Raw genomic sequence first — 19,270 nt, forward strand, 5'->3', positions numbered from 1 at the left:
TGGCCGAAGCTATACTCAGCCCGACTTTTCAAGCGCCGGATTCTAAGCGGCGCTTTTTTCCGCACCGTCTCCTGCCGCCCTGAACGCACTGGGCCTTGCAGCACGGACCTGCAGAACCTGAGTTGGAATCCACAGTTTGATCAACGGCATCCTTGCCGCCGAGGAGCTTCTCGCTTCCCGCGTGGCGTACACATTCCGGACGTACCCCAAGCAGATCACCGCAGCGATCGCTGCGATGCTGCTCAGCGCCGGCACCCTCGCGGTCGCCTCGCTCGGTCCCGACGCGTCCGACCTCCCCATCCAGCAAGTGCTCGAAGCCACCGCGCCGGTGTCTTTCGCCGACCAGTCGGCGTCGCTCGAGAACTTCAGCTTCACGCTGTTCCGCACCGACGTCTCGCGTTCGAGCGACACGGCCGACACGCTGATGAAGCGCCTGGGCATTTCCGACCCCGCCGCCACCGCCTTCGTGCGCGGCAACGCCGAAGCGCGCATGGCGCTGTTCGCGCGCGTGGGCCGCACCGTGACGGCCGAAGCCACGCAGGAAAACCAGCTGCAAAAACTGAGCGCCCGCTGGATTCCCGACGCCGACGGCGGCTTCAAGCGTTTCGTCGTCGAGCGCACGCCCACCGGCTTCGTGGCCCGCACCGAGCGCGACATGCTGACGCCGGGCACGCGCCTGGCCAGCGGCACCATCCGCAGCTCGCTGTTCGCCGCCACCGACGACTCGCGCATTCCCGACGCCGTGGCGAGCCAGCTGGCCGACATCTTCGCGGGCGACGTCGACGTGCGCTCGCTGCGCAAGGGCGACCGCTTCGCCGTGGTCTACGAGACCTTCGAAGCCGACGGCCAGGCGCTGCGCAGCGGCCGCGTGCTCTCGGCCGAGTTCGAGAACAACGGCAAGGTCCACCAGGCCGTCTGGTTCCAGCCCCCGGGCGCGGGCCAGAAGGGCAGCTACTACCGCCCGAACGGCGACAGCCTGCGCAAGGCCTACCTGGCTTCGCCGGTCGAGTTCTCGCGCGTGTCCAGCGGCTTCGCGATGCGCATGCATCCGATTTTGAACAGCTGGCGCCAGCACAACGGCATCGACTACGCGGCGCCCACGGGCACCGCAGTGCGCACGGTCGGTGATGGCACGGTCGATTTCGCCGGCACGCAAAGCGGCTACGGCAACATCGTCATCATCAACCACCGCAACAACCAGCAGACGGCTTACGCTCACCTGAGCCGCATCAACGTGAAGGCCGGCGAGAGCGTGAGCCAGGGCCAGACCATCGGCGCCGTCGGCTCGACCGGCTGGGCCACCGGCCCGCACCTGCATTTCGAATACCGCGTCGCCGGGGCCTACCAGGACCCGACCACGATCGCGCAAGAAGGCGGCGCCCCGATCACCGCGGCCCTGCGCCCGGCCTTCGAACGCATCGCCGTGGGCGCCCGCACCGAGCTGGCTGCCGCCTTCTCGGTGATCCAGGCCAGCGCCGACTGAGCCTCGCTCCCCAAGGCATGGCCGCCGCACCGCAGCAGCCGCAGCAACGCTTCATCGGCCTGATGTCGGGCACCTCGCTCGACGGGGTCGACGGCGTCATTGCCGATTTCTCCGACGACGGCCACCTCGCGGTGATCGGCCACGCCAGCGCCGACTTTCCCGCCCCGCTGCGTGCCGAGCTGATGGCGCTCAACACCCCCGGCGACAACGAACTGCATCGCGCGGCCCTGGCCGGCAACGGCCTGGCACGGGTGTATGCCGACGTGGTCGCGCAGCTGCTGGCCAGCACCGGCACGGCACCCCGCGCCGTCACCGCCATCGGCGCCCACGGCCAGACCGTGCGCCACCGGCCGCTCGAATTCGACGGCACGGGCTACACGCTGCAGGTCAACAACCCCTCGCTGCTGGCCGAGCTGTGCGGCATCGACGTGGTCGCCGACTTCCGCAGCCGCGACCTCGCGGCCGGCGGTCAGGGCGCCCCGCTGGTGCCGGCCTTTCACCGGGCGCTGTTCGCCCGGCCCGACGCGCCCGTCGCCGTGCTGAACCTCGGCGGCATCTCCAACCTGAGCCTGCTGCCCGCCACGAACGCGCCGGCGGGTACTGCGCCCCTGCTGGGCTTCGATTGCGGCCCCGCCAACGCGCTGATGGACCACTGGTGCCAGCGCCACCTCGGCCAGCCCTTCGACCGGGGCGGCCAGTGGGCGGCCAGCGGGCGCGTGCTGCCCGAGCTGCTGGCCCGGCTGCAGGCCGAACCGTATTTCGCCAAGGCGCCGCCGAAGAGCACGGGGCGCGATTTATTCCACCCGGACTGGCTTACGGGCCATCTGGGTACGGCCACCTGGGCGCCTGTCGACGTGCAGGCCACGCTGGCGGAGCTGACCGCGAGCACCTGCGCGGCAGCACTACGCAGCTATCAAAAAGAGAGCGCCTTGCTGATCGTCTGCGGCGGCGGCGCGCTCAACGACCACCTCATGGGCCGCCTGCGCGCCCTGCTGCCAGGCGTGCAGGTGCAGGCGTCGTCGGAACACGGCCTGCCGCCCCAGCAGGTCGAAGCCGCCGCCTTCGCGTGGCTGGCCCGCCGCACCGTCCGGCGCGAACCCGGCAACCTCGCAAGCGTGACCGGCGCGCGCGGGGCGCGGGTGCTCGGGGCGATCTACCCCGCCTGAATTGCGTCAGCCCTGGCCGGAAACCTCCGGCTGCGCAGGCTGCGCCGCCCGCACTTCTGCGGGCAAATGCCAGAAGATCAACGCAGAAGCCACCGTGATGAGCCCCATGGTCGCGAACGTGGCCTGGAACGCATCGAGCGTCTGCACCGCCGTCGTGGTACCGAAAACGCCGTTGTAGCCCGCCAGCACCGCGCCGGCCGCGGCCACGCCCAGGCTCATCGCCAGCATCTGCACCATCGACAGCAGGCTGTTGCCGCTGCTGGCCATGCCGCCGTCGAGGTCCTTCAGGGTGATGGTATTCATCGCCGTGAACTGCAGCGAGTTGACCGCGCCGAACACCAGCAGCTGCAGCAGGTGCAGCGCCACCGGCTGCCCCGGCGCCGTGAGGCCGAAGCTGGCCATGGTGCAGCCGACCAGCACCGTGTTGGCCACCAGCACGCGGCGGTAGCCATGGCGCGTGATCAGCGGCGTGGCAAAGCGCTTCATCGCCATGCCGGCCAGCGCGACCGGCAGCATCATCAGCCCGGCGCGCACCGGCGAATAGCCCATCGACACCTGCAGCAGCAGCGGCACCAGGAAGGGCATGCAGCTGCTGCCCAGGCGCGAGAACAGGTTGCCCAGCAGGCCGATGCTCAGCGTCGGAATGCCGAACAGCGCGGGCGAGAACAGCGGCTCGGGCGTGCGGGCCGCGCGCAGCCAGTAGGCGACCACGCTGGCGAAGCCGAAGATCAGCACCGCCATCACCCCGCCCTGGCGCAGCCCGAGCCCCGAGACGCCATCGACCGCCAGCGAGATCGCCACCATGCCGAAGGCCAGCAGCGCGTAGCCCACGCCGTCGAAGCGCTTCTGGAGCGCGCCGCGCAGGTCCGGCATGTAGCGCAGCGTGGCGATGCAGCCCGCCAGCCCCACCGGCACGTTGATCAGGAAGATCCAGTGCCAGGAGGCGTATTGCACCAGCCAGCCGCCCAGCGTGGGCCCCAGCAGCGGCCCGATGAGCCCCGGAATGGCCACGAAGCTCATCGCCTGCAGGAACTCGCCGCGCGGCACCGTGCGCAGCAGCGCCAGGCGCCCCACAGGCAGCAGCAGCGCCCCGCCCAGGCCCTGCACCACCCGCGCCGCCACGAGCTGCCCCAGCCCCTGCGAGAGCGCGCACAGCACCGAGCCGGCGGCAAACAGCACGATGGCGCAGAAGAAGATGCGCCGCGTGCCAAAGCGGTCGGCGATCCAGCCCGAGGCCGGGATCAGCATCGCCATCGTGAGCGCGTAGGCCACCACCACCGACTGCATGCGCAGCGGGCTCTCGCCCAGGCTGGCGGCCATCGCGGGCAGCGCCGTGTTGATGATGGTGGCGTCCAGCGTCTGCATGAAGAAGCCCACGGCCACGAGCCACAACAGGCTCTTGCGGGAGGGATCGACGGGGGCGGCGGTTTCGGAGCTCATCGGGAAGGCGCGGATTCAGAAGGAAAAACGACAGGCAGCAAAAAGCCGCCCGGAGGCGGCTTTTTCGAGGGGGCTGGTCAGCAGCATCCAGGCATCAGGCCGAGAAGCTGGAACCGCAGCCGCAGGTGCTGGTGGCGTTCGGGTTCTTGATGACGAACTGGGCGCCCTGCAGGTCTTCCTTGTAGTCGATCTCGGCGCCGAGCAGGTACTGGTAGCTCATGGCATCGATCAGCAGCGACACACCATTCTTGGTCATGGTGGTGTCGTCTTCGTTGGTGATCTCGTCGAAGGTGAAACCGTACTGGAAACCCGAGCACCCGCCGCCCTGCACGAACACGCGCAGCTTCAGGTCGGGATTGCCCTCTTCGGCGATCAGGTCGGCGACCTTGGCGGCCGCGCTGTCGGTGAAGACGATCGGCTCGGGCATCTGGGTCTGGATGTTTTCGGCAACAGCGCTCATGGGGTGAAACTCCTTGGGGGGCCGCTTGGGCGGCCAATGGGACGGATGCTACTGCAATGCCGCAATCTCGGCAGGCCGACTGTGGCGAGCACCCATCGCAAGTGGGGTCGGGCGCCGCATCCGCCAAGAGCACCTGGGGGACGCGGCCACGAAAAAGCCGCCCGAGGGCGGCTTCTTGTCTCGCAACGAGCAGGGGATCAGCGCTTGCTGAACTGCTTGCGGCGACGGGCGGAGTGCAGACCGACCTTCTTACGTTCGACTTCACGTGCGTCACGCGTCACGAAGCCGGCTTGGCTCAGGACGGGCTTCAGCGAAGCGTCGTAGTCGATCAGGGCACGGGTGATGCCGTGGCGCGTGGCGCCGGCTTGACCCGATTCGCCGCCGCCGTTCACGTTGACCATCACGTCGAAAGCTTCGAGGTTGTTGGTCAGCGCCAGGGGCTGCTTGGCGATCATGATCGAGGTTTCACGGCCGAAGAACGCTTGGATGTCCTTGCCGTTGACCGTGATCTTGCCGGTGCCTTTTTTCAGAAACACACGGGCGACGCTGGATTTGCGACGGCCGGTGCCATTGTTCCATTCACCAATCATTCTCAAGGCTCCTTACAGTTCCAGCACTTTGGGCTGTTGGGCGGTATGCGGGTGCTCAGCACCACCGTACACCTTGAGTTTCTTGATCATCGCGTAACCAAGCGGGCCCTTGGGCAGCATGCCCTTGACAGCCTTTTCCAGGGCACGGCCCGGGAACTTGTTCTGCATGTCGCGGAAGTTCGTCGCCGTGATACCGCCCGGGTAGCCCGAGTGACGGTAGTACACCTTGTCGATCGACTTGGCGCCGGTGACGCGCAGTTGCGCGGCGTTGATGATGACGATGTAGTCACCGGTATCGACGTGAGGCGTGTAAATGGCCTTGTGTTTGCCGCGCAAACGGAGAGCAACTTCGCTGGCTACTCGTCCGAGGACCTTGTCGGTCGCGTCAATCACAAACCACTCGTGCGTCACGTCAGCGGGCTTGGCGCTGAACGTTTTGGTCATGAGTTTTTCTCTTGAAAGAGGGTTTGGCGAGCCCTTTTCCACGGTCGGCGTTCCTCTGCTGGGAATCTCTTAGGTGGGTTTTCACGCCTGCCTGCCCAGTGATGAGCAGGTGAACATGCCTTCGCCGCGGGGCTACAAAAACGCTGCGAAGCCCGCGATTATATGAAGAAATGGCCAAACGGCCAATTTCCGGGCTTCCGGGGGCCTCAGCGCTGGATGCGGACGAGTTCCAGGGTCTCGCTGGTCACGGCGGCATAACCGCGTCGGTACATGGCCTCGAAGTTGACGATCCGCCTCAGGTCGGGGCTATACAAGACGGTTGCCTTGAACGGCGTGCCCACGGGTGAAGCGCCGGTGCCATAGGAGACGTAGATCCAGCCGTCATAGCTGATATGAACCACATTGAGCTCCACGCCGTCCACGCGCGCCGTGTGTTCAGCGCCCACCGAGGCGTTGAGTTCATGCCGCAGCCGATCCTCGGTGGTCGCCACATAGTCGAGGTGCCAGCGCATGCCCGGCTGGACGTCGTCCTTCGGCGCCCAGCCGCCCGGCGGCGATGCGCTGTCGAACAGGCCGCCAACCGACGAAGTGAGGGTCACCACCTGCCCGTTGGCCTTCTCGATCCGGCTGCCGGCGTTGAACGACACCTCGTCGCCGCTGACCCGGTCCACCCGGTAGATCACCGGCGCCCGGTTGCCCGTCAGCCGGTCGGTGCGCAGGTACTCGAGCGCGTCGCCGGCGCGCAGCGGCTCGGTCAGCGGGATGCCCGCCCCACCGGCGTCGGCCACCCGGCGGGCGGCAGCGCCCGCAGGCTCCCGCGCGCGCGCCGCCAGCTGCGCCTGGGCGCGGGCCGGCAGCTCCGCCAGGAACTCGGCCGGCATCGCGAAATTCAGGTTGCCGCCGTCGCGGGCGGCGAAGGTGGTGATGCCCAGCAGGCGGCCGTCGCTGTCGAACAGCCCGCCGCCACTCGATCCGGGGGCGATGGCGGCCGTGGTCTGCAGCAGCCGGGCCTCGCCGTCGCCGCCGCGCAGGCCCGACAGCAGGCCTTCGCTGAGCGTGTTTTCCAGCCCGCGCGGGTTGCCGATGGCGTACACGCGCTGCCCCACCCGCGCGGTGCCAGCAGGCGCCAGCGCCACCGGCGGCGCCGTGAAGTTGGCGACCTTGATCTGGCACAGGTCGCGCCCCGGGTCCGGGTACTCGAGCGTGGCGCCGTAAGTGACGTTGTCGCGCTTGACCACGAAATTGCTGGCCTTGGCGAGCACGTGGCAGTTGGTGACGAGGCGACCGGGCGCGATCACCACGGCGCTGCCGGCGCGCAGCGGGCGCTCCTGCGCGTCGAAGGTGCGCACGGCCCAGACGCTGCCCGTCAGCTTGGCGAACAGGGCGTCGGGCTCCAGCGCGGCGGCTTGGCCGGCGGCCAGCAAGGCGCCTGCGGCACACAGCCACGGCGCGGGGTTCGTCCAGACCGGCTTCACGGCTTGGCAGGCAGCAGGCCGCGCAGGTCGTCCATCGAGACCCGGGCGTCGGGCGCCGCGGACGGCGCTGCAGGCGCGGGGCGCGCTGGAGCGGGCGGTGCGACCGCCACGGGAGGAGAAGGAGGTGGAGGAGGCGCCACCACGGCCGGCGCGGGCACAGGGGCTGCGGCGGTCTTCGGCGCCGGCGCGGCCGCCATCTCGGTCGTGCCGATCTTCATGCCGACCGTCGCCTCGTCGCCGGTCTGCGCGCTGCGGTCGAAACTGCGCACCTCGCCGAAGATCAGCCGGATCCAGCTCGGGTAGTTGAAGCCCGCCCCGGTGCCGGTGTCGATCGCCACGCCGATCAGGCCGCCGATCATCACGTTGCCGACCAGGCCGACGTTGGCGCGCGAGATCGCCTGGCCGCGAGCCGGCGGCTGGCCGGCCTGGGTGCATTCGATGCTCAGGTTCTCGCCCGAGCGCCGCACCGGCAGGGTCAGGCCGGAGCGCACCACCGCATCATTGCGGTCGTTCGAAACCCGGCAGCGGGCGCCGTCGACCACCTTGCCCTCGGGTGAAAGGGTCTCGATCTTCACGTTCTGCGTGGTGCCGTGGGTGACCGAGGCGCAGCCCGTCAAAATAGACAAAACGCCCGCGCCGACGCACAGGCCCCAAAATCGCCATCCGGCTCCTCGCATTGCTGCCCCTCGTTGTGTTTTGTAAATCAATGTAGCGCCGCGCGAGTCTAGCGCTCCCCTTTTCACTTTTTCAGGCCTCATTCCATGTTCAGTTACCGCCACGCGTTCCATGCCGGCAACCACGCCGACGTGCTCAAGCACACGGTCCTGATTGCCACCCTCGACCACCTGCTTGAAAAAGACGCCGCGCTGACCGTCGTCGACACCCACGCCGGCGCCGGCCTGTACCGGCTCGACGGCGACTACGCCGGCACCAGCGGCGAAGCGGCCGACGGCGTGCTGCGCTTCTTCCCCGCGCCGACAAAAGCGGCCGAAACGCCCGCGCCAGCCGCGAAAACGGCTGGCAAGAAAGCGGCAGCCCCCGCCGAGGAAAAGCCGGTCGCCGAAGCCATCGCCCGCTACCTCAGCGTGATCCACGACTTCAACCCCAAGGGCGGCGCCCGCGTCTACCCTGGCTCGCCGTTCATCGTGCAGCACCTGCTGCGCGACCACGACAAGCTCAAGCTGTTCGAGCTGCACCCGACCGATTCGCGCACGCTCGGCGCCAACATCGCGCAGCTCGAAGCCGGCCGGCAGATCGCCGTGTTGACCGAAGACGGCTTCGGCAGCGCCACCAAGTTCCTGCCGCCGCCCTCGCGCCGCGCGCTGGTGCTGATGGACCCGAGCTACGAAATGAAGACCGACTACGGCCGCGTGCTCGACTTCGCGGCCGAGGCGCTCAAGCGCTTCGCCACGGGCACGTATGCGGTCTGGTACCCGATCATTCCGCGCCCCGAGGCGCACGACCTGCCGCGCCGCCTGAAGACGATGGCGACCAAGGCCGGCAAGTCGTGGCTGCACGCCACGCTGACCGTCAAGTCGAGCAAGATCACGAAGGACGCCGCCTCGGGCGAAACGCAGCGTCCGGGCCTGCCGGCGAGCGGGATGTTCCTGATCAACCCGCCCTACACGCTGAAGGCGCAACTGGCCGAGGCACTGCCCCAGCTGGCCGAGCGCCTGGCGCAAGACCGCAACGCCGCCTACTCGCTCGAGAGCGGCGGCTGAGGCCGGCCGCTCAGCGGCGCTTGCGCGGCGGCACGATCACCCGCTTGCGCGCGGGTGCCGGCGCGCGAACGCGCGACGTCGGCGCCTCGGGCAACAGCGCGGGCTGCAGATCTTCCGCCGCCACGGCCTGGCCGCCGCAGCGCATGCCCTCGCGGTCGATGACCGACAGCGCCACCTGCTTGATGCCCATGCTCGTGAGACCGATGCGGTCGGCCGCGGCGCGGCTCAGGTCGATGATGCGGCCCGGCGTGAAGGGCCCGCGGTCGTTGACGCGCACCAGCACCTCGCTGCCATTGACCAGGCTGCGCACGCACACGCGGGTGTTGAAGGGCAGGCTCTTGTGGGCCGCCGTCATGGCGCCCATGTCGAAGCGCTCGCCGTTGGCGGTCTTGCGCTGATGGAACTGGATGCCGTACCACGAAGCCCCACCGCGCTCGAAGATCTCGCGCGGCTCATCGCCGGGCACGCCGTCGTCCAGCGCCTCGCCGGTGCCCGACACCGCGAGGTCGTAGCGCACCGACGGCACGGCCGAGCGCGGCGCGGCGCCGGGCGGCACGGCCAGGCCGCGTCCCAGCGGCTGCAGCCGCTTGCCGGACGCCCCCGGCGCGGCGGCGGTGTCCGCGTCTTTCTCCTGCGTGGCAGGCGGCATGGTGCACCCTGCGAGCACGCAGGAGACCGCGACGGCGACCGCGCGCAGCCCTCTCAATCCAGGCGCTCCAGAATGGCCAGCGTGGCCGCCGACTGGTTCATCGTGTAGAAGTGGATCGCGGGTGCGCCGCCCTTTTGCAGGCGCTCGCACAGGTCGGTCACCACGTCCAGGCCGAAGGCCTTGATCGAGGCCGTGTCGTCGCCGAAGCCCTGCAGGCGCAGGCGAATCCAGCGCGGGATCTCGGCGCCGCAGGCGTCCGAGAAACGCATGAGCTGCGTCGAGCTCGTGATGGGCATGATGCCCGGCACGATCGGCGTGTCGAGCCCCAGCTTGCGCGCGTCGTCGACGAAGCGGAAGTAGGCCTCGGGGCTGAAGAAATACTGCGTGATGGCCGAGTCGGCCCCCGCCTTCACCTTGGTCGCGAAGGCCTGCAGGTCGGCTTCGGGCGAGCGCGCCTGCGGGTGAATTTCGGGGTAGCAGGCCACCTCGATGTGGAAGTCGCGGCCGGTCTCCTCGCGGATGAAGGCGACCAGGTCGCTCGCGTACTGGAACTCGCCGCCGATGCCGTAGCCGCTGGGCAGGTCGCCACGCAGCGCGACGAGGCGCTTCACGCCCATGGCCTTCAGCTCGGCCAGCTGCTCGCGCACGGTGGCGCGCGTGGCGCCGATGCACGAGAAGTGGCTGGCGGCGTCCACGCCCTCGGCCAGGATCTCCTGCACCGCACCGAAAGTGCCCTGGTGCGTGGAGCCGCCCGCGCCGTAGGTGACCGAGCAGAACTGCGGCTTGCGCACATACAGCTGCTGGCGCACGGCGCGCAGCTTGACCGCGCCTTCGGGCGTCTTGGTCGGGAAGAATTCGAAACTCAGCGGAAGGCGCACCTGCGTCTCCTTAGGAACCGTCGCCCGCCTTGGCAGCAGCACGAACGGCGTGAATGAAAAACTCGCGGTTGCCGTCGCCCCCGGCGATCGGGCTGTCGAACCAGCGCAGCACCTTCAGGTCGAGCGCCACGCAGGCGTCGTGCAGGCGCTTCTCGACCACAGGGTACATCGCCTCGTCGCGCACGATGCCGCCCTTGCCGACCTGGCCGGGCTGCAGCTCGAACTGCGGCTTGACCAGCATCAGCAACTGGCCGTCGTCGGCCAGGAACTGCACCACGGCCGGCAGCACCAGCGTGAGCGAGATGAACGACAGGTCGCCGACGATGAGGTCGAAGCGCGGTTCGGCCGGGGCTTCGACAACTTCGACCGCCTCGCCAGTTTCTGCGCCTTCTTCATCGTCCACCTGAAGATCGGCCGGCGACAACGCCCGCGCATTGACGCCTTCGATGGCGACCACGCGTGCGTCCTCGCGCATGCGCGGATGCAGCTGCCCGTGGCCCACATCGATGCCCACCACCTTGGCGGCACCGTGCTGCAACAGGCAGTCGGTGAAGCCGCCGGTCGACTGGCCGACGTCCAGGCACAGCGTGCCCGTCGGGTCCACGCCGCTGGCTTTCAGCGCACCTTCGAGCTTGAGGCCGCCGCGCGACACGTAGCGTGCCTCGGCGGCGTCGGCGAGCTCGAGCTCGGCCGACTCGGGCACTTCGTCCTTGTTCTTGACGACATTGCGCCACGCGTCGCTCGTGCCCGCGTCACGCCAGCGCATGCCGCCGGCGATGAGCCGGACAGCTTGCGAACGCGAGGCGGCCATGCCGCGCTCTACCAACAGTTGATCGGCGCGCACGCGGATCAGTAGCGGTAGGTGTCCGGCTTGTAAGGGCCGTTCTTGCTCACGCCGATGTAGGCGGCCTGGGCGTCGGTCAGCTCGGTGAGCATGGCGCCGACCTTCTTCAGGTGCAGGCGCGCGACCTTCTCGTCCAGGTGCTTGGGCAGCACGTAGACCTTGCCGGCTTGATACGCATCGGGCTTGGTGAACAGCTCGATCTGGGCGATGGTCTGGTTGGCGAACGACGACGACATCACGAAGCTCGGGTGGCCCGTGCCGCAGCCCAGGTTCACGAGGCGGCCCTTGGCCAGCAGGATGATCTTCTTGCCGTCCGGGAAGGTGATGTGGTCCACCTGCGGCTTGATCTCTTCCCATTCGTACTTCTCGATCGACGCGACGTCGATCTCGTTGTCGAAGTGGCCGATGTTGCAGACGATGGCCTGGTCCTTCATCTTGACCATGGTGTCGTGCGTGATGACGTCCTTGTTGCCGGTGGTGGTCACGAAGATGTCGGCCTTGTCGGCGGCGTACTCCATGGTCACGACCTTGTAGCCTTCCATCGCGGCCTGCAGGGCGTTGATCGGGTCGATTTCGGTGACCCACACCTGGGCGCTCAGGGCGCGCAGGGCCTGGGCCGAGCCCTTGCCCACGTCGCCGTAGCCGGCCACGCAAGCCACCTTGCCGGCGATCATCACGTCGGTCGCGCGCTTGATGCCGTCGACCAGCGATTCGCGGCAGCCGTACAGGTTGTCGAACTTGCTCTTGGTGACCGAGTCGTTCACGTTGATGGCGCGGAACAGCAGCGTGCCCTTGGCGCTCATCTCGTTGAGGCGGTGCACGCCGGTGGTGGTCTCTTCGGTCACGCCGATGATCTCGGCCGACTTGCGGGTGTACCAGGTGTCGTCCACGGCCAGCTTGGCCTTGATGGCGGCGTAAAGAATGCGTTCTTCTTCGCTGGTCGGGTTGGCGAGCACGCCCAGGTCTTTTTCGGCGCGCTGGCCCAGGTGCATGAGCAGCGTGGCGTCGCCGCCGTCGTCCAGGATCATGTTCGGGCCTTCGCCCTTCGAGCCCTTGGGACCGAAGTCGAAGATGGCGTGGGTGTAGTCCCAGTAGTCCTTCAGCGACTCGCCCTTGATGGCGAACACCGGCGTGCCGGCGGCGGCGATGGCGGCGGCGGCGTGGTCCTGCGTCGAGAAGATGTTGCACGAGGCCCAGCGCACTTCGGCGCCCAGGGCTTGCAGCGTCTCGATGAGCACGGCCGTCTGGATGGTCATGTGCAGCGAGCCCGTGATGCGCGCGCCCTTCAGGGCCTGGCCCTTCGAGAACTCTTCACGGATGGCCATCAGGCCGGGCATCTCGGTTTCGGCGATCTTGATTTCCTTGCGGCCCCAGGCGGCAAGGGACAGGTCGGCAATCGCCTGGTCGGCGGTCGAGACGGGGGTGGGCTTGAGTACAGCGCTCATGTGAACTCCAAAACTGGTTTGAAAGATGCCACTGCGTACGGGGAAGAAAGACTCACCGCGAGAACAGCGGGTGAGCGTGGTTGCGATGTGGTCCGAGCCTCACGCCTGACGGCGCTGCAACGCTCCTCGGAGCGCCGGATTGTAGTCGCGGCCGCCCGGCCCGCCAATCGACCGGGGCATCCCACATCACGGAAAGCGCGGACGCCCGCCAGGCCGGGCCGTGCGGCGCGGGCCACCCCGGGAAACTCCGCAGGCAAATCCGCGCTTGGAGCGCCCTGAGCCGCGCCGGCCCGGCGTATCGTGGCGGCGGGCCCCGGCCGCCCGGCCGCTGCCTGCATCCACCCGTTCGATTGTTTTCATCACCCGACACAGGAGATTCCGCACCATGGCCATTGCCAAGAAAGCCGCCGCGAAAAAAACCACCGCCAGCAGCGCCGGCGCGAAGCAGGCGGCGCCGTCCGCCGCGGACATGCTCGATCCGATGAAGAACCTCAAGGGCATGGCCGAGCGCCTGCAGAACCTGAACCTGACCGGCGGCGCCGGCAAGCTGCTCGACAGCGGCCGCAAGGACCTGCAGGCACTGATGCAGGCCAACGAAAAGTCCTACCAGGGCCTGCAGACCGTGGTGCAGCGACAGACCGAAATGATCAAGACGGCCATCGCCGAGTGGCAGACCGCCGCCAAGGCGATGCCGGGCAAGGACCCGAAGGAAAACCTCGCCAAGCTCGACGAGCTGGGCCGCCAGTCGTTCCAGCGCGCCGTCGACGACATCAAGGAACTGGCCACCCTGGCCGCCAAGTCGCAGGCCGACGCCTTCGACGTGGTGCGCCAACGCATCCAGGCCAACGTGGACGAGGTCACGAAGCTGCTGCAGCGCAAGTAACAAGAAGCAAAGAAAGGCCCGCATGACCGCCGTCGCGCCCCGCACCGAACGGCGCACCCGCGCCAACGGCATCGAACTGGCCTGGGACAGCTTCGGCGACCCCGAGGCGCCGCCGCTGTTGCTGGTCATAGGCCTCGGCGCCCAGATGGTCGCCTGGGACGACGCGTTCTGCGCCGCCCTGGCGCAGGCCGGCGGCCACCACGTGATCCGCTTCGACAACCGCGACATCGGCCACTCCACCCACCTGCCGCACGCCGGCGTGCCCGACATCCAGGCGCTGATGCTGCAGGCCATGGCCGGGCGCCCGCTGCAGGTGCCCTACACGCTGCGCGACATGGCCGACGACTGCGCCGGCCTGCTCGACGCGCTGGGCATCGCGCGCGCCCACGTCGTAGGCGCGTCGATGGGCGGCGCCATCGGGCAGGAGATGTCCATCCATCACCCGGGGCGGATGCGCTCGCTCACCAGCATCATGTCGAGCACCGGCGACCCGGCCCTGCCGCCGCCCACGCCCGAGGCGCTGGCGGTGCTGTTCGCGCCCGCGCCGACCAGCTTCGAGGCCTACCTGCCGCACCACGCCAAGCTGTGGCGCGTGCTGCGCGGGCCCGACGCCTTTCCGCTCGACGAGGCGCGCGACGCTGAACGCGCGCAGCTGGCCTTCCTGCGCGGCCTCAACCCAGGCGGCGTGGCGCGCCAGCTGGCAGCCGTGTTCGCGTCGGGCAACCGCAAGCCGGCGCTGCGCGCGGTGCAGGTGCCCACGCTGGTGATCCACGGCGACGTCGATCCGCTGGTGCCCGTGGCCTGCGGCATCGACGTGGCCGAGGCCATTCCCGGCGCGACGCTGCTGCGCATTCCGCGCATGGGCCATGCGCTGCCGATCGCGATGTGGCCGCAGATCATCGAGGCCATCGCCGCGCACACCGCACGGGCGGCGCGGCGCGACGATCACTGAAAGAAAAAAAGAGACAACGACAAACCCAGACGGAGGTGTTTTCATGAGCCAGTTTCCGTCCCTCGATCCCATGGCCCTGTGGCGCGAGCTCACGGCCCAGTGGGAAAAAAGCACCAACGAATTCGCCAACGAAGCCATGGCCTCGGACCCGTTCCGCCAGGGCATGCACGGCGGCATGAACGCCTCGCTCACCGCGCAGAAAGCGGTGGGCGACCTGATGGCGCGCTACCTCACGCTGCTGAACCTGCCCACGCGCGCCGACTTGCAGGCGCTGGGCGAGCAGCTGCACCGCATCGACGACCACCTGGCGGGCATCCGCCGCGCGCTGGAAGGCGGGGCCGGCCCTGCCGCGCGAACCGCCGATACGGCCACTGCGCCGCCCCGGCCGCGTCGGACCAAGCAACCGCCCGCAGCGGCGGCGGCGCCTGCCGCCAAGACCGCCGCCGCAAAGAAACGCCCCGCTGGAAAGCGCCGCTCATGAGCGCGCCGCCCGACACCTTCCAACTGCCCGACATCCGCGGCGAGATCGAGCGCACGATCCAGCGCAACATCAAGGGGCTGGACTTCCTGACCTCGACCGCGCCCGCCGTCGGCCTCACGCCCAAGGACGAGATCCACCGGCGCGGCACGCTGAGCCTGTACCACTACCGCCCGATGGTCGACGAGATCTACCGCGTGCCGGTGCTCATGGTGATGGCCACCACCAACCGCGCCTACATCTTCGACCTCGCGCCGGGCCAGAGCATGGTCGAGTACCTGCTGCTCAAGGGCTACGACGTCTACGTGATGGACTGGAACGCGCCGCGCCCCGACGAGAAGCGCCTGCGCATCGAGGACTACGTGCTCGACTTCATTCCCGATTCGATCCGCCGCGTGCAGGAAGACTCGGGCGAGGACGACGTGACCATCGCCGGCTACTGCATGGGCGGCGTGCTCTCCACGCTGTACGCGGCGCTGCACCCCGGCGGGCCGATGAAGAACCTGGCGCTCTTCACCACGCCGATCGACTTCAGCCGCATGAAGCTCTTTCATGCGTGGTCCGACCGGCGCTACTTCGACGTCGACCGCCTCATCGACACCGTGGGCAACGTGCCGCCCGAGATGCTGTTCGCCTCCTTCGACATGCTGCGCCCCGCCGGGCGCGGCGCCGGGCTGGTGCAGCTGTGGGACAACATGGCCAACGACGAGTTCGTCAAGTCGTACCGCATGTTCGACCGCTGGGGCGCCGAGATGCTGCCGCTGGCCGGCGAGTACTTCCGCCAGACGGTGAAGGAGCTCATGTGGGACAACAAGCTGCACAAGGGCGAGCTGGTGCTCGGCGGGCGCCCCGTGCTGCTGAAGAACATCACCGTGCCGGTGCTGCACGCGCTGGCGCAGCACGACCACATCGTGCCCTACGAGGCGGGGCAGCCGCTGATCGCCGGCATCGGCTCCACCGACAAGGAAGAGGTGGTGCTCAAGGGCGGCCACGTGAGCCTGGCGGCCGGCACCAACGCCGTGCGGCGGCTGTGGCCCAAGCTCGACGAGTGGCTGGGCGTGCGCTCCACCTGACGAAGACAACCATCGAACACCTTCCCATGACCGCATCTTCTTCTCGCACCTACCCGCGCACCGTCACCCACGCGGACGGCGACATCGCCCTGCGCCTGATGACCGGCGCCGACGCCCCCGCCGTGCTGGCCTTCGCGCAGGCGCTGCCGGCGCACGACCTGCTCTTTCTGCCGCGCGACATCACCGAGCCCAAGGTGATGGCCGCCTGGGTCCGCGCCATCGAGCGCGGCGACATCGACAGCGTGCTCGCCGTGCGCGACGGCGCCGTGCTGGGCTGCGCCGCCGTCATCCGCGACCCGCACTCGTGGTCGGGCCATGTCGCCGAGCTGCGCGTGCTGGTCTCGCCCACGCTGCGCGGCGGCGGGCTGGGCCAGCAGCTCGCGCAGGAGGGCTGCGCGCTGGCCTTCGCGCACGGCCAGGAAAAGATCGTCGCCCAGATGACCGTCGACCAACGCGGCGCCATCGCCGTCTTCCAGGCCCTGGGCTTCCGGCCCGAGGCCCTGCTCACGCGCCACGTGAAGGACCGCGAGGGCAAGGCGCACGACCTCGTGGTGCTGAGCCAGGACGCGGCGCAGGTCGAGGCGCAGATGCGGGCGTACGGGGTGACGGAGGCGTTTTAGGCCTACAGCCCGGGGTTGGCGGGGCGGCCTCCTAAAATCGGGGGATTCCCCTGCAGATTGCCCACCTTGTCTTTTCTCGCCGAAACCCGCCGCCGTCGCACCTTCGCGATCATTTCCCACCCTGACGCCGGCAAGACCACGCTGACCGAAAAACTGCTGCTGTTCTCGGGCGCGATCCAGATCGCCGGCTCGGTGAAGGCCCGCAAGGCCTCGCGCCACGCCACCTCCGACTGGATGGAAATCGAGAAGCAGCGCGGCATCTCTGTGGCCTCGTCGGTGATGCAGATGGTGTACCGCGAGCACGTGATCAACCTGCTCGACACGCCCGGCCACAAGGACTTCTCGGAAGACACCTACCGCGTGCTCACCGCCGTCGACTCGGCGCTGATGGTGATCGACGCGGCCAACGGCGTGGAAGCGCAGACGCGCCGGCTGATCGAGGTCTGCCGCCAGCGCGACACGCCCATCATCACCTTCGTCAACAAGATGGACCGTGAAGTGCGCGAGCCGCTGGACATCCTGGACGAGGTGGAGCGCGAACTCGGCATGCCCTGCGTGCCCATGACCTGGCCCGTGGGCCAGGGCAAGAGCTTCCGCGGCATCATGAACCTGCGCACCCAGGCGATGACGGTGTTCGAGTCGGGCAGCGAGCGGCTGCCGCACGACTTCGAGACCATCCCGCTGAGCGAGCGCGACACGCTCGTCAAGCGCTTCGGTGCCGACTTCGAGCACGCCATGGAAAGCATGGAACTGGCCACTGGCGCCTCGCCCACCTGGGACCGCGAGGCCTTCCTGGCCGGCAAGCAGACGCCGGTGTTCTTCGGCTCCGGCGTGAACAACTTCGGCGTGATGGAGGTGCTCGACGCGCTGGTCGACCTGGCGCCCTCGCCGCAGTCGCGCACCAGTACCACGCTGGTCAACCGCCAGCCGGTGGTGAAAGAGATCCAGCCCGAGGACAAGGACTTCGCGGGCGTGGTCTTCAAGGTGCAGGCCAACATGGACGCCAACCACCGCGACCGCATTGCCTTCGTGCGCATGGCCTCGGGCAAGTACACGCCGGGCATGAAGCTCAAGGTGCAGCGCACGTCGAAAGAGCTGCGCCCCACCAGCGTCGTGACGTTCATGAGCCAGCGCCGCGAGGCGGTGGAAGAGGCCTACGCCGGCGACATCGTGGGCTTCACCACGCACGGCGGCGTGCAGCTGGGCGACACCATCACCGACGGCGCGAACCTGCAGTTCACCGGGCTGCCCTTCTTCGCGCCCGAGCTGTTCATGACCGTGATTTTGAAGAACCCGCTGCGCACCAAGCAGCTGCAGCAGGGCCTGGCCCAGCTGGGCGAGGAAGGCGCGATCCAGGTGTTCCGCCCCGAGGTCGGCGGCCCGATGCTGCTGGGCGCCGTCGGCCAGCTGCAGTTCGAAGTGGTGCAGCACCGCCTGAAGGCCGAGTACGACGCCGACGTGCGGCTCGAGGGCTGCCAGTACACGGGCGCGCGCTGGATCACGGCGGACACGCCGGCCGAGCTGCGCGAGTTCGTCCACGCCTACCCGGTGCGCATGGCCAAGGACGCGGCCGACACGCTGGCCTTTTTGTGCACGTCGCCGTACGACGTGCGGCTGGCGCAGGAGCGTTTTCCGAAGATCCACTTCCATCCGCTGCGCGAGCACGCGGGCCTGGCGCTGCAGAGCGCCGGCTGATCGGCTAGCTGCCCGACGAGGTGTAGTGGCGCAGCCCGAGGCGCCACGCACCGAACGCCGCCGCGAGGAACACGAAGCCCGCGAGCGGCGACACCCACCCCACCCAGGCCGGTGCGCCCAGCGGATCGGGCTTGCCCAGGATCGCCAGCACCGGGTAGTACGCCACGCAGGCCAGCGGCACGATGAAGGTCAGCACGCGGCGGAACCACTGCGCATAGAGCGCCAGCGGGTACTGCGCGGCCTGCACGCCGCCGTAGGTGAGCACGTTGGCGATCTCCAGGCTCTCGACGGTCCAGAACGACAGCGTGCCCTGCAGCACGAGGATGCCGAGGAACAGCGCGATGCCACCGGCCAGGGCGAACAGCGCGACGGCCACGGCGCTGGGCGTCCATGCGATGTCGGCCTGCACGGTCGCAAAGGCCAGCACGAGCAGGCCCTGCAGCAGACGGCCCAAGCGGCTGATGCGCACGTCGTGGCCCATGAGCTGCAGCGCAAGCGGGCGCGGGCGCAGCAGCAGCCGGTCGAAGGTGCCGGTGCGCAGGAACTCGGTGCCCAGCACGTCGAAGCCGCGGCCCAGCGCATCGGCAAGGGCGAACATGCAGTTCACGAGGCCGTAGAACAACGCGACTTCGCCGATGCCCCAGCCCTGCACCTCGCCGAAGCGATGGAACAGCGCCCAGACGGCGACGACCTCGATGCCTGTGCCGAGGAACTGGCCGAGGGTCAGCAGCAGTGCGGACGCGGGGTACCTGGCCTGGCCGCTGATGGAAGCGGCCATGAGGCGGAGGAAAAGGGGAAGTGCGCCCATCTTCAGTGGCCCTCGCCGCTGTTCAGGGCGCGTGCACAGGCCACCGGGTACTTCCCTCCGCGAATGTCCCCCGGGCTTCGCCCTCCTCCTTGATTTCGCTGCGGGAAGCACCCAGTGTCCTGCGCACACCGAGCGCGGTCGTGGTGCGGGTCGATCCACCGCCGTG

At 68.7% G+C, this 19,270-nt stretch carries 20 protein-coding genes and 1 riboswitch; of the genes, 9 read left to right on the forward strand and 11 right to left on the reverse strand.

The window, feature by feature from the left end:
• Nucleotides 1-136 precede the first annotated feature (136 nt).
• On the forward strand, nucleotides 137-1,483 hold the full coding sequence (locus AC1RGU_RS26685) for a M23 family metallopeptidase (protein WP_492698774.1): 1,347 nt from the start codon (nucleotides 137-139) through the stop codon (nucleotides 1,481-1,483).
• A 17-nt stretch (nucleotides 1,484-1,500) separates the two neighbouring features.
• Nucleotides 1,501-2,649, forward strand: a complete 1,149-nt coding sequence (locus AC1RGU_RS26690; RefSeq protein ID WP_492698776.1) for an anhydro-N-acetylmuramic acid kinase — start codon at nucleotides 1,501-1,503, stop codon at nucleotides 2,647-2,649.
• Between the two features lie 6 nt (nucleotides 2,650-2,655).
• On the opposite strand, the gene mdtD is transcribed toward AC1RGU_RS26690, so the two are convergent.
• From mdtD to AC1RGU_RS26720, 6 genes are all read right to left on the reverse strand, one after another.
• Nucleotides 2,656-4,089 (reverse strand): multidrug transporter subunit MdtD, encoded by a 1,434-nt coding sequence (gene mdtD / locus AC1RGU_RS26695; protein ID WP_492698777.1) that lies wholly within the window; start codon nucleotides 4,087-4,089, stop codon nucleotides 2,656-2,658.
• 94 nt (nucleotides 4,090-4,183) lie between these two features.
• Nucleotides 4,184-4,549, reverse strand: coding sequence for an iron-sulfur cluster insertion protein ErpA (gene erpA / locus AC1RGU_RS26700; RefSeq protein WP_056577477.1), 366 nt, complete (start codon nucleotides 4,547-4,549; stop codon nucleotides 4,184-4,186).
• 197 nt (nucleotides 4,550-4,746) lie between these two features.
• On the reverse strand, nucleotides 4,747-5,139 hold the full coding sequence (rpsI, locus tag AC1RGU_RS26705) for a 30S ribosomal protein S9 (RefSeq protein ID WP_062479216.1): 393 nt from the start codon (nucleotides 5,137-5,139) through the stop codon (nucleotides 4,747-4,749).
• Nucleotides 5,140-5,151: 12 nt separating this feature from the next.
• Entirely contained in the window at nucleotides 5,152-5,583 is a 432-nt protein-coding gene (rplM, locus tag AC1RGU_RS26710) for a 50S ribosomal protein L13 (protein WP_056577471.1), read from the reverse strand.
• 206 nt (nucleotides 5,584-5,789) lie between these two features.
• A complete protein-coding gene (locus tag AC1RGU_RS26715) occupies nucleotides 5,790-7,058 on the reverse strand; it encodes a S1C family serine protease (RefSeq protein ID WP_492698778.1) in 1,269 nt (422 codons plus the stop codon).
• Nucleotides 7,055-7,684, reverse strand: coding sequence for a hypothetical protein (locus AC1RGU_RS26720; protein ID WP_492698780.1), 630 nt, complete (start codon nucleotides 7,682-7,684; stop codon nucleotides 7,055-7,057). The genes AC1RGU_RS26715 and AC1RGU_RS26720 overlap by 4 nt, the downstream gene beginning before the upstream one ends.
• A 135-nt stretch (nucleotides 7,685-7,819) precedes the next feature.
• On the opposite strand from AC1RGU_RS26720, the gene AC1RGU_RS26725 reads away from it, so the two are divergent.
• A complete protein-coding gene (locus tag AC1RGU_RS26725; RefSeq protein WP_159272803.1) occupies nucleotides 7,820-8,779 on the forward strand; it encodes a 23S rRNA (adenine(2030)-N(6))-methyltransferase RlmJ in 960 nt (319 codons plus the stop codon).
• 10 nt (nucleotides 8,780-8,789) lie between these two features.
• On the opposite strand, the gene AC1RGU_RS26730 is transcribed toward AC1RGU_RS26725, so the two are convergent.
• From AC1RGU_RS26730 to ahcY, 4 genes are read right to left on the reverse strand one after another with little or no spacing between them, the layout of a single operon-like run.
• Nucleotides 8,790-9,428 (reverse strand): septal ring lytic transglycosylase RlpA family protein, encoded by a 639-nt coding sequence (locus tag AC1RGU_RS26730; protein WP_492698782.1) that lies wholly within the window; start codon nucleotides 9,426-9,428, stop codon nucleotides 8,790-8,792.
• Between the two features lie 53 nt (nucleotides 9,429-9,481).
• Nucleotides 9,482-10,306: a methylenetetrahydrofolate reductase [NAD(P)H] gene (gene metF / locus AC1RGU_RS26735; RefSeq protein WP_492698784.1), complete on the reverse strand. Its 825-nt coding sequence runs from the start codon at nucleotides 10,304-10,306 to the stop codon at nucleotides 9,482-9,484.
• 10 nt (nucleotides 10,307-10,316) lie between these two features.
• The gene (locus AC1RGU_RS26740) at nucleotides 10,317-11,150 is read right to left on the reverse strand and encodes a TlyA family RNA methyltransferase (RefSeq protein WP_492698786.1); all 834 of its coding nucleotides are present in this window, start codon (nucleotides 11,148-11,150) and stop codon (nucleotides 10,317-10,319) included.
• A gap of 5 nt (nucleotides 11,151-11,155) precedes the next feature.
• The gene (ahcY, locus tag AC1RGU_RS26745; protein WP_095947939.1) at nucleotides 11,156-12,595 is read right to left on the reverse strand and encodes an adenosylhomocysteinase; all 1,440 of its coding nucleotides are present in this window, start codon (nucleotides 12,593-12,595) and stop codon (nucleotides 11,156-11,158) included.
• A gap of 65 nt (nucleotides 12,596-12,660) precedes the next feature.
• Nucleotides 12,661-12,729: riboswitch (S-adenosyl-L-homocysteine riboswitch) on the reverse strand.
• Nucleotides 12,730-12,980: 251 nt separating this feature from the next.
• Between ahcY and phaP the strand changes: the two genes are divergently transcribed.
• The 6 genes from phaP (at nucleotide 12,981) to AC1RGU_RS26775 (ending at nucleotide 18,296) form a co-directional block, all read left to right on the forward strand.
• The gene (gene phaP, locus AC1RGU_RS26750) at nucleotides 12,981-13,478 is read left to right on the forward strand and encodes a TIGR01841 family phasin (protein WP_492698788.1); all 498 of its coding nucleotides are present in this window, start codon (nucleotides 12,981-12,983) and stop codon (nucleotides 13,476-13,478) included.
• A 22-nt stretch (nucleotides 13,479-13,500) separates the two neighbouring features.
• Entirely contained in the window at nucleotides 13,501-14,430 is a 930-nt protein-coding gene (locus AC1RGU_RS26755) for an alpha/beta fold hydrolase (protein WP_492698790.1), read from the forward strand.
• 43 nt (nucleotides 14,431-14,473) lie between these two features.
• The gene (locus AC1RGU_RS26760) at nucleotides 14,474-14,911 is read left to right on the forward strand and encodes a hypothetical protein (RefSeq protein WP_492698791.1); all 438 of its coding nucleotides are present in this window, start codon (nucleotides 14,474-14,476) and stop codon (nucleotides 14,909-14,911) included.
• Entirely contained in the window at nucleotides 14,908-15,981 is a 1,074-nt protein-coding gene (locus AC1RGU_RS26765; protein ID WP_062482906.1) for an alpha/beta fold hydrolase, read from the forward strand. Before AC1RGU_RS26760 ends, AC1RGU_RS26765 begins: the two co-directional genes overlap by 4 nt.
• A gap of 26 nt (nucleotides 15,982-16,007) precedes the next feature.
• Entirely contained in the window at nucleotides 16,008-16,601 is a 594-nt protein-coding gene (locus tag AC1RGU_RS26770) for a GNAT family N-acetyltransferase (protein WP_492698793.1), read from the forward strand.
• 66 nt (nucleotides 16,602-16,667) lie between these two features.
• Nucleotides 16,668-18,296, forward strand: a complete 1,629-nt coding sequence (locus AC1RGU_RS26775) for a peptide chain release factor 3 (protein WP_095947934.1) — start codon at nucleotides 16,668-16,670, stop codon at nucleotides 18,294-18,296.
• A 4-nt stretch (nucleotides 18,297-18,300) separates the two neighbouring features.
• Here AC1RGU_RS26775 and AC1RGU_RS26780 read toward each other — a convergent pair whose 3' ends face one another.
• Nucleotides 18,301-19,104, reverse strand: coding sequence for an ABC transporter permease (locus AC1RGU_RS26780; RefSeq protein ID WP_492698794.1), 804 nt, complete (start codon nucleotides 19,102-19,104; stop codon nucleotides 18,301-18,303).
• Nucleotides 19,105-19,270: the final 166 nt, after the last annotated feature.

The organism is Variovorax sp. GW823-FHT02B07 (genome assembly GCF_058797695.1).

What these genes read in the sequence shown, in the direction of transcription:
- AC1RGU_RS26690 (WP_492698776.1), top strand. Translation starts at nt 1,501, where the DNA reads ATGGCCGCCGCACCGCAGCAGCCGCAGCAACGCTTCATCGGCCTGATG.
- mdtD (WP_492698777.1), bottom strand. Translation starts at nt 4,089, where the DNA reads ATGAGCTCCGAAACCGCCGCCCCCGTCGATCCCTCCCGCAAGAGCCTG.
- erpA (WP_056577477.1), bottom strand. Translation starts at nt 4,549, where the DNA reads ATGAGCGCTGTTGCCGAAAACATCCAGACCCAGATGCCCGAGCCGATC.
- rpsI (WP_062479216.1), bottom strand. Translation starts at nt 5,139, where the DNA reads ATGATTGGTGAATGGAACAATGGCACCGGCCGTCGCAAATCCAGCGTC.
- rplM (WP_056577471.1), bottom strand. Translation starts at nt 5,583, where the DNA reads ATGACCAAAACGTTCAGCGCCAAGCCCGCTGACGTGACGCACGAGTGG.
- AC1RGU_RS26725 (WP_159272803.1), top strand. Translation starts at nt 7,820, where the DNA reads ATGTTCAGTTACCGCCACGCGTTCCATGCCGGCAACCACGCCGACGTG.
- AC1RGU_RS26730 (WP_492698782.1), bottom strand. Translation starts at nt 9,428, where the DNA reads ATGCCGCCTGCCACGCAGGAGAAAGACGCGGACACCGCCGCCGCGCCG.
- ahcY (WP_095947939.1), bottom strand. Translation starts at nt 12,595, where the DNA reads ATGAGCGCTGTACTCAAGCCCACCCCCGTCTCGACCGCCGACCAGGCG.
- phaP (WP_492698788.1), top strand. Translation starts at nt 12,981, where the DNA reads ATGGCCATTGCCAAGAAAGCCGCCGCGAAAAAAACCACCGCCAGCAGC.
- AC1RGU_RS26755 (WP_492698790.1), top strand. Translation starts at nt 13,501, where the DNA reads ATGACCGCCGTCGCGCCCCGCACCGAACGGCGCACCCGCGCCAACGGC.
- AC1RGU_RS26760 (WP_492698791.1), top strand. Translation starts at nt 14,474, where the DNA reads ATGAGCCAGTTTCCGTCCCTCGATCCCATGGCCCTGTGGCGCGAGCTC.
- AC1RGU_RS26765 (WP_062482906.1), top strand. Translation starts at nt 14,908, where the DNA reads ATGAGCGCGCCGCCCGACACCTTCCAACTGCCCGACATCCGCGGCGAG.
- AC1RGU_RS26770 (WP_492698793.1), top strand. Translation starts at nt 16,008, where the DNA reads ATGACCGCATCTTCTTCTCGCACCTACCCGCGCACCGTCACCCACGCG.
- AC1RGU_RS26780 (WP_492698794.1), bottom strand. Translation starts at nt 19,104, where the DNA reads ATGGGCGCACTTCCCCTTTTCCTCCGCCTCATGGCCGCTTCCATCAGC.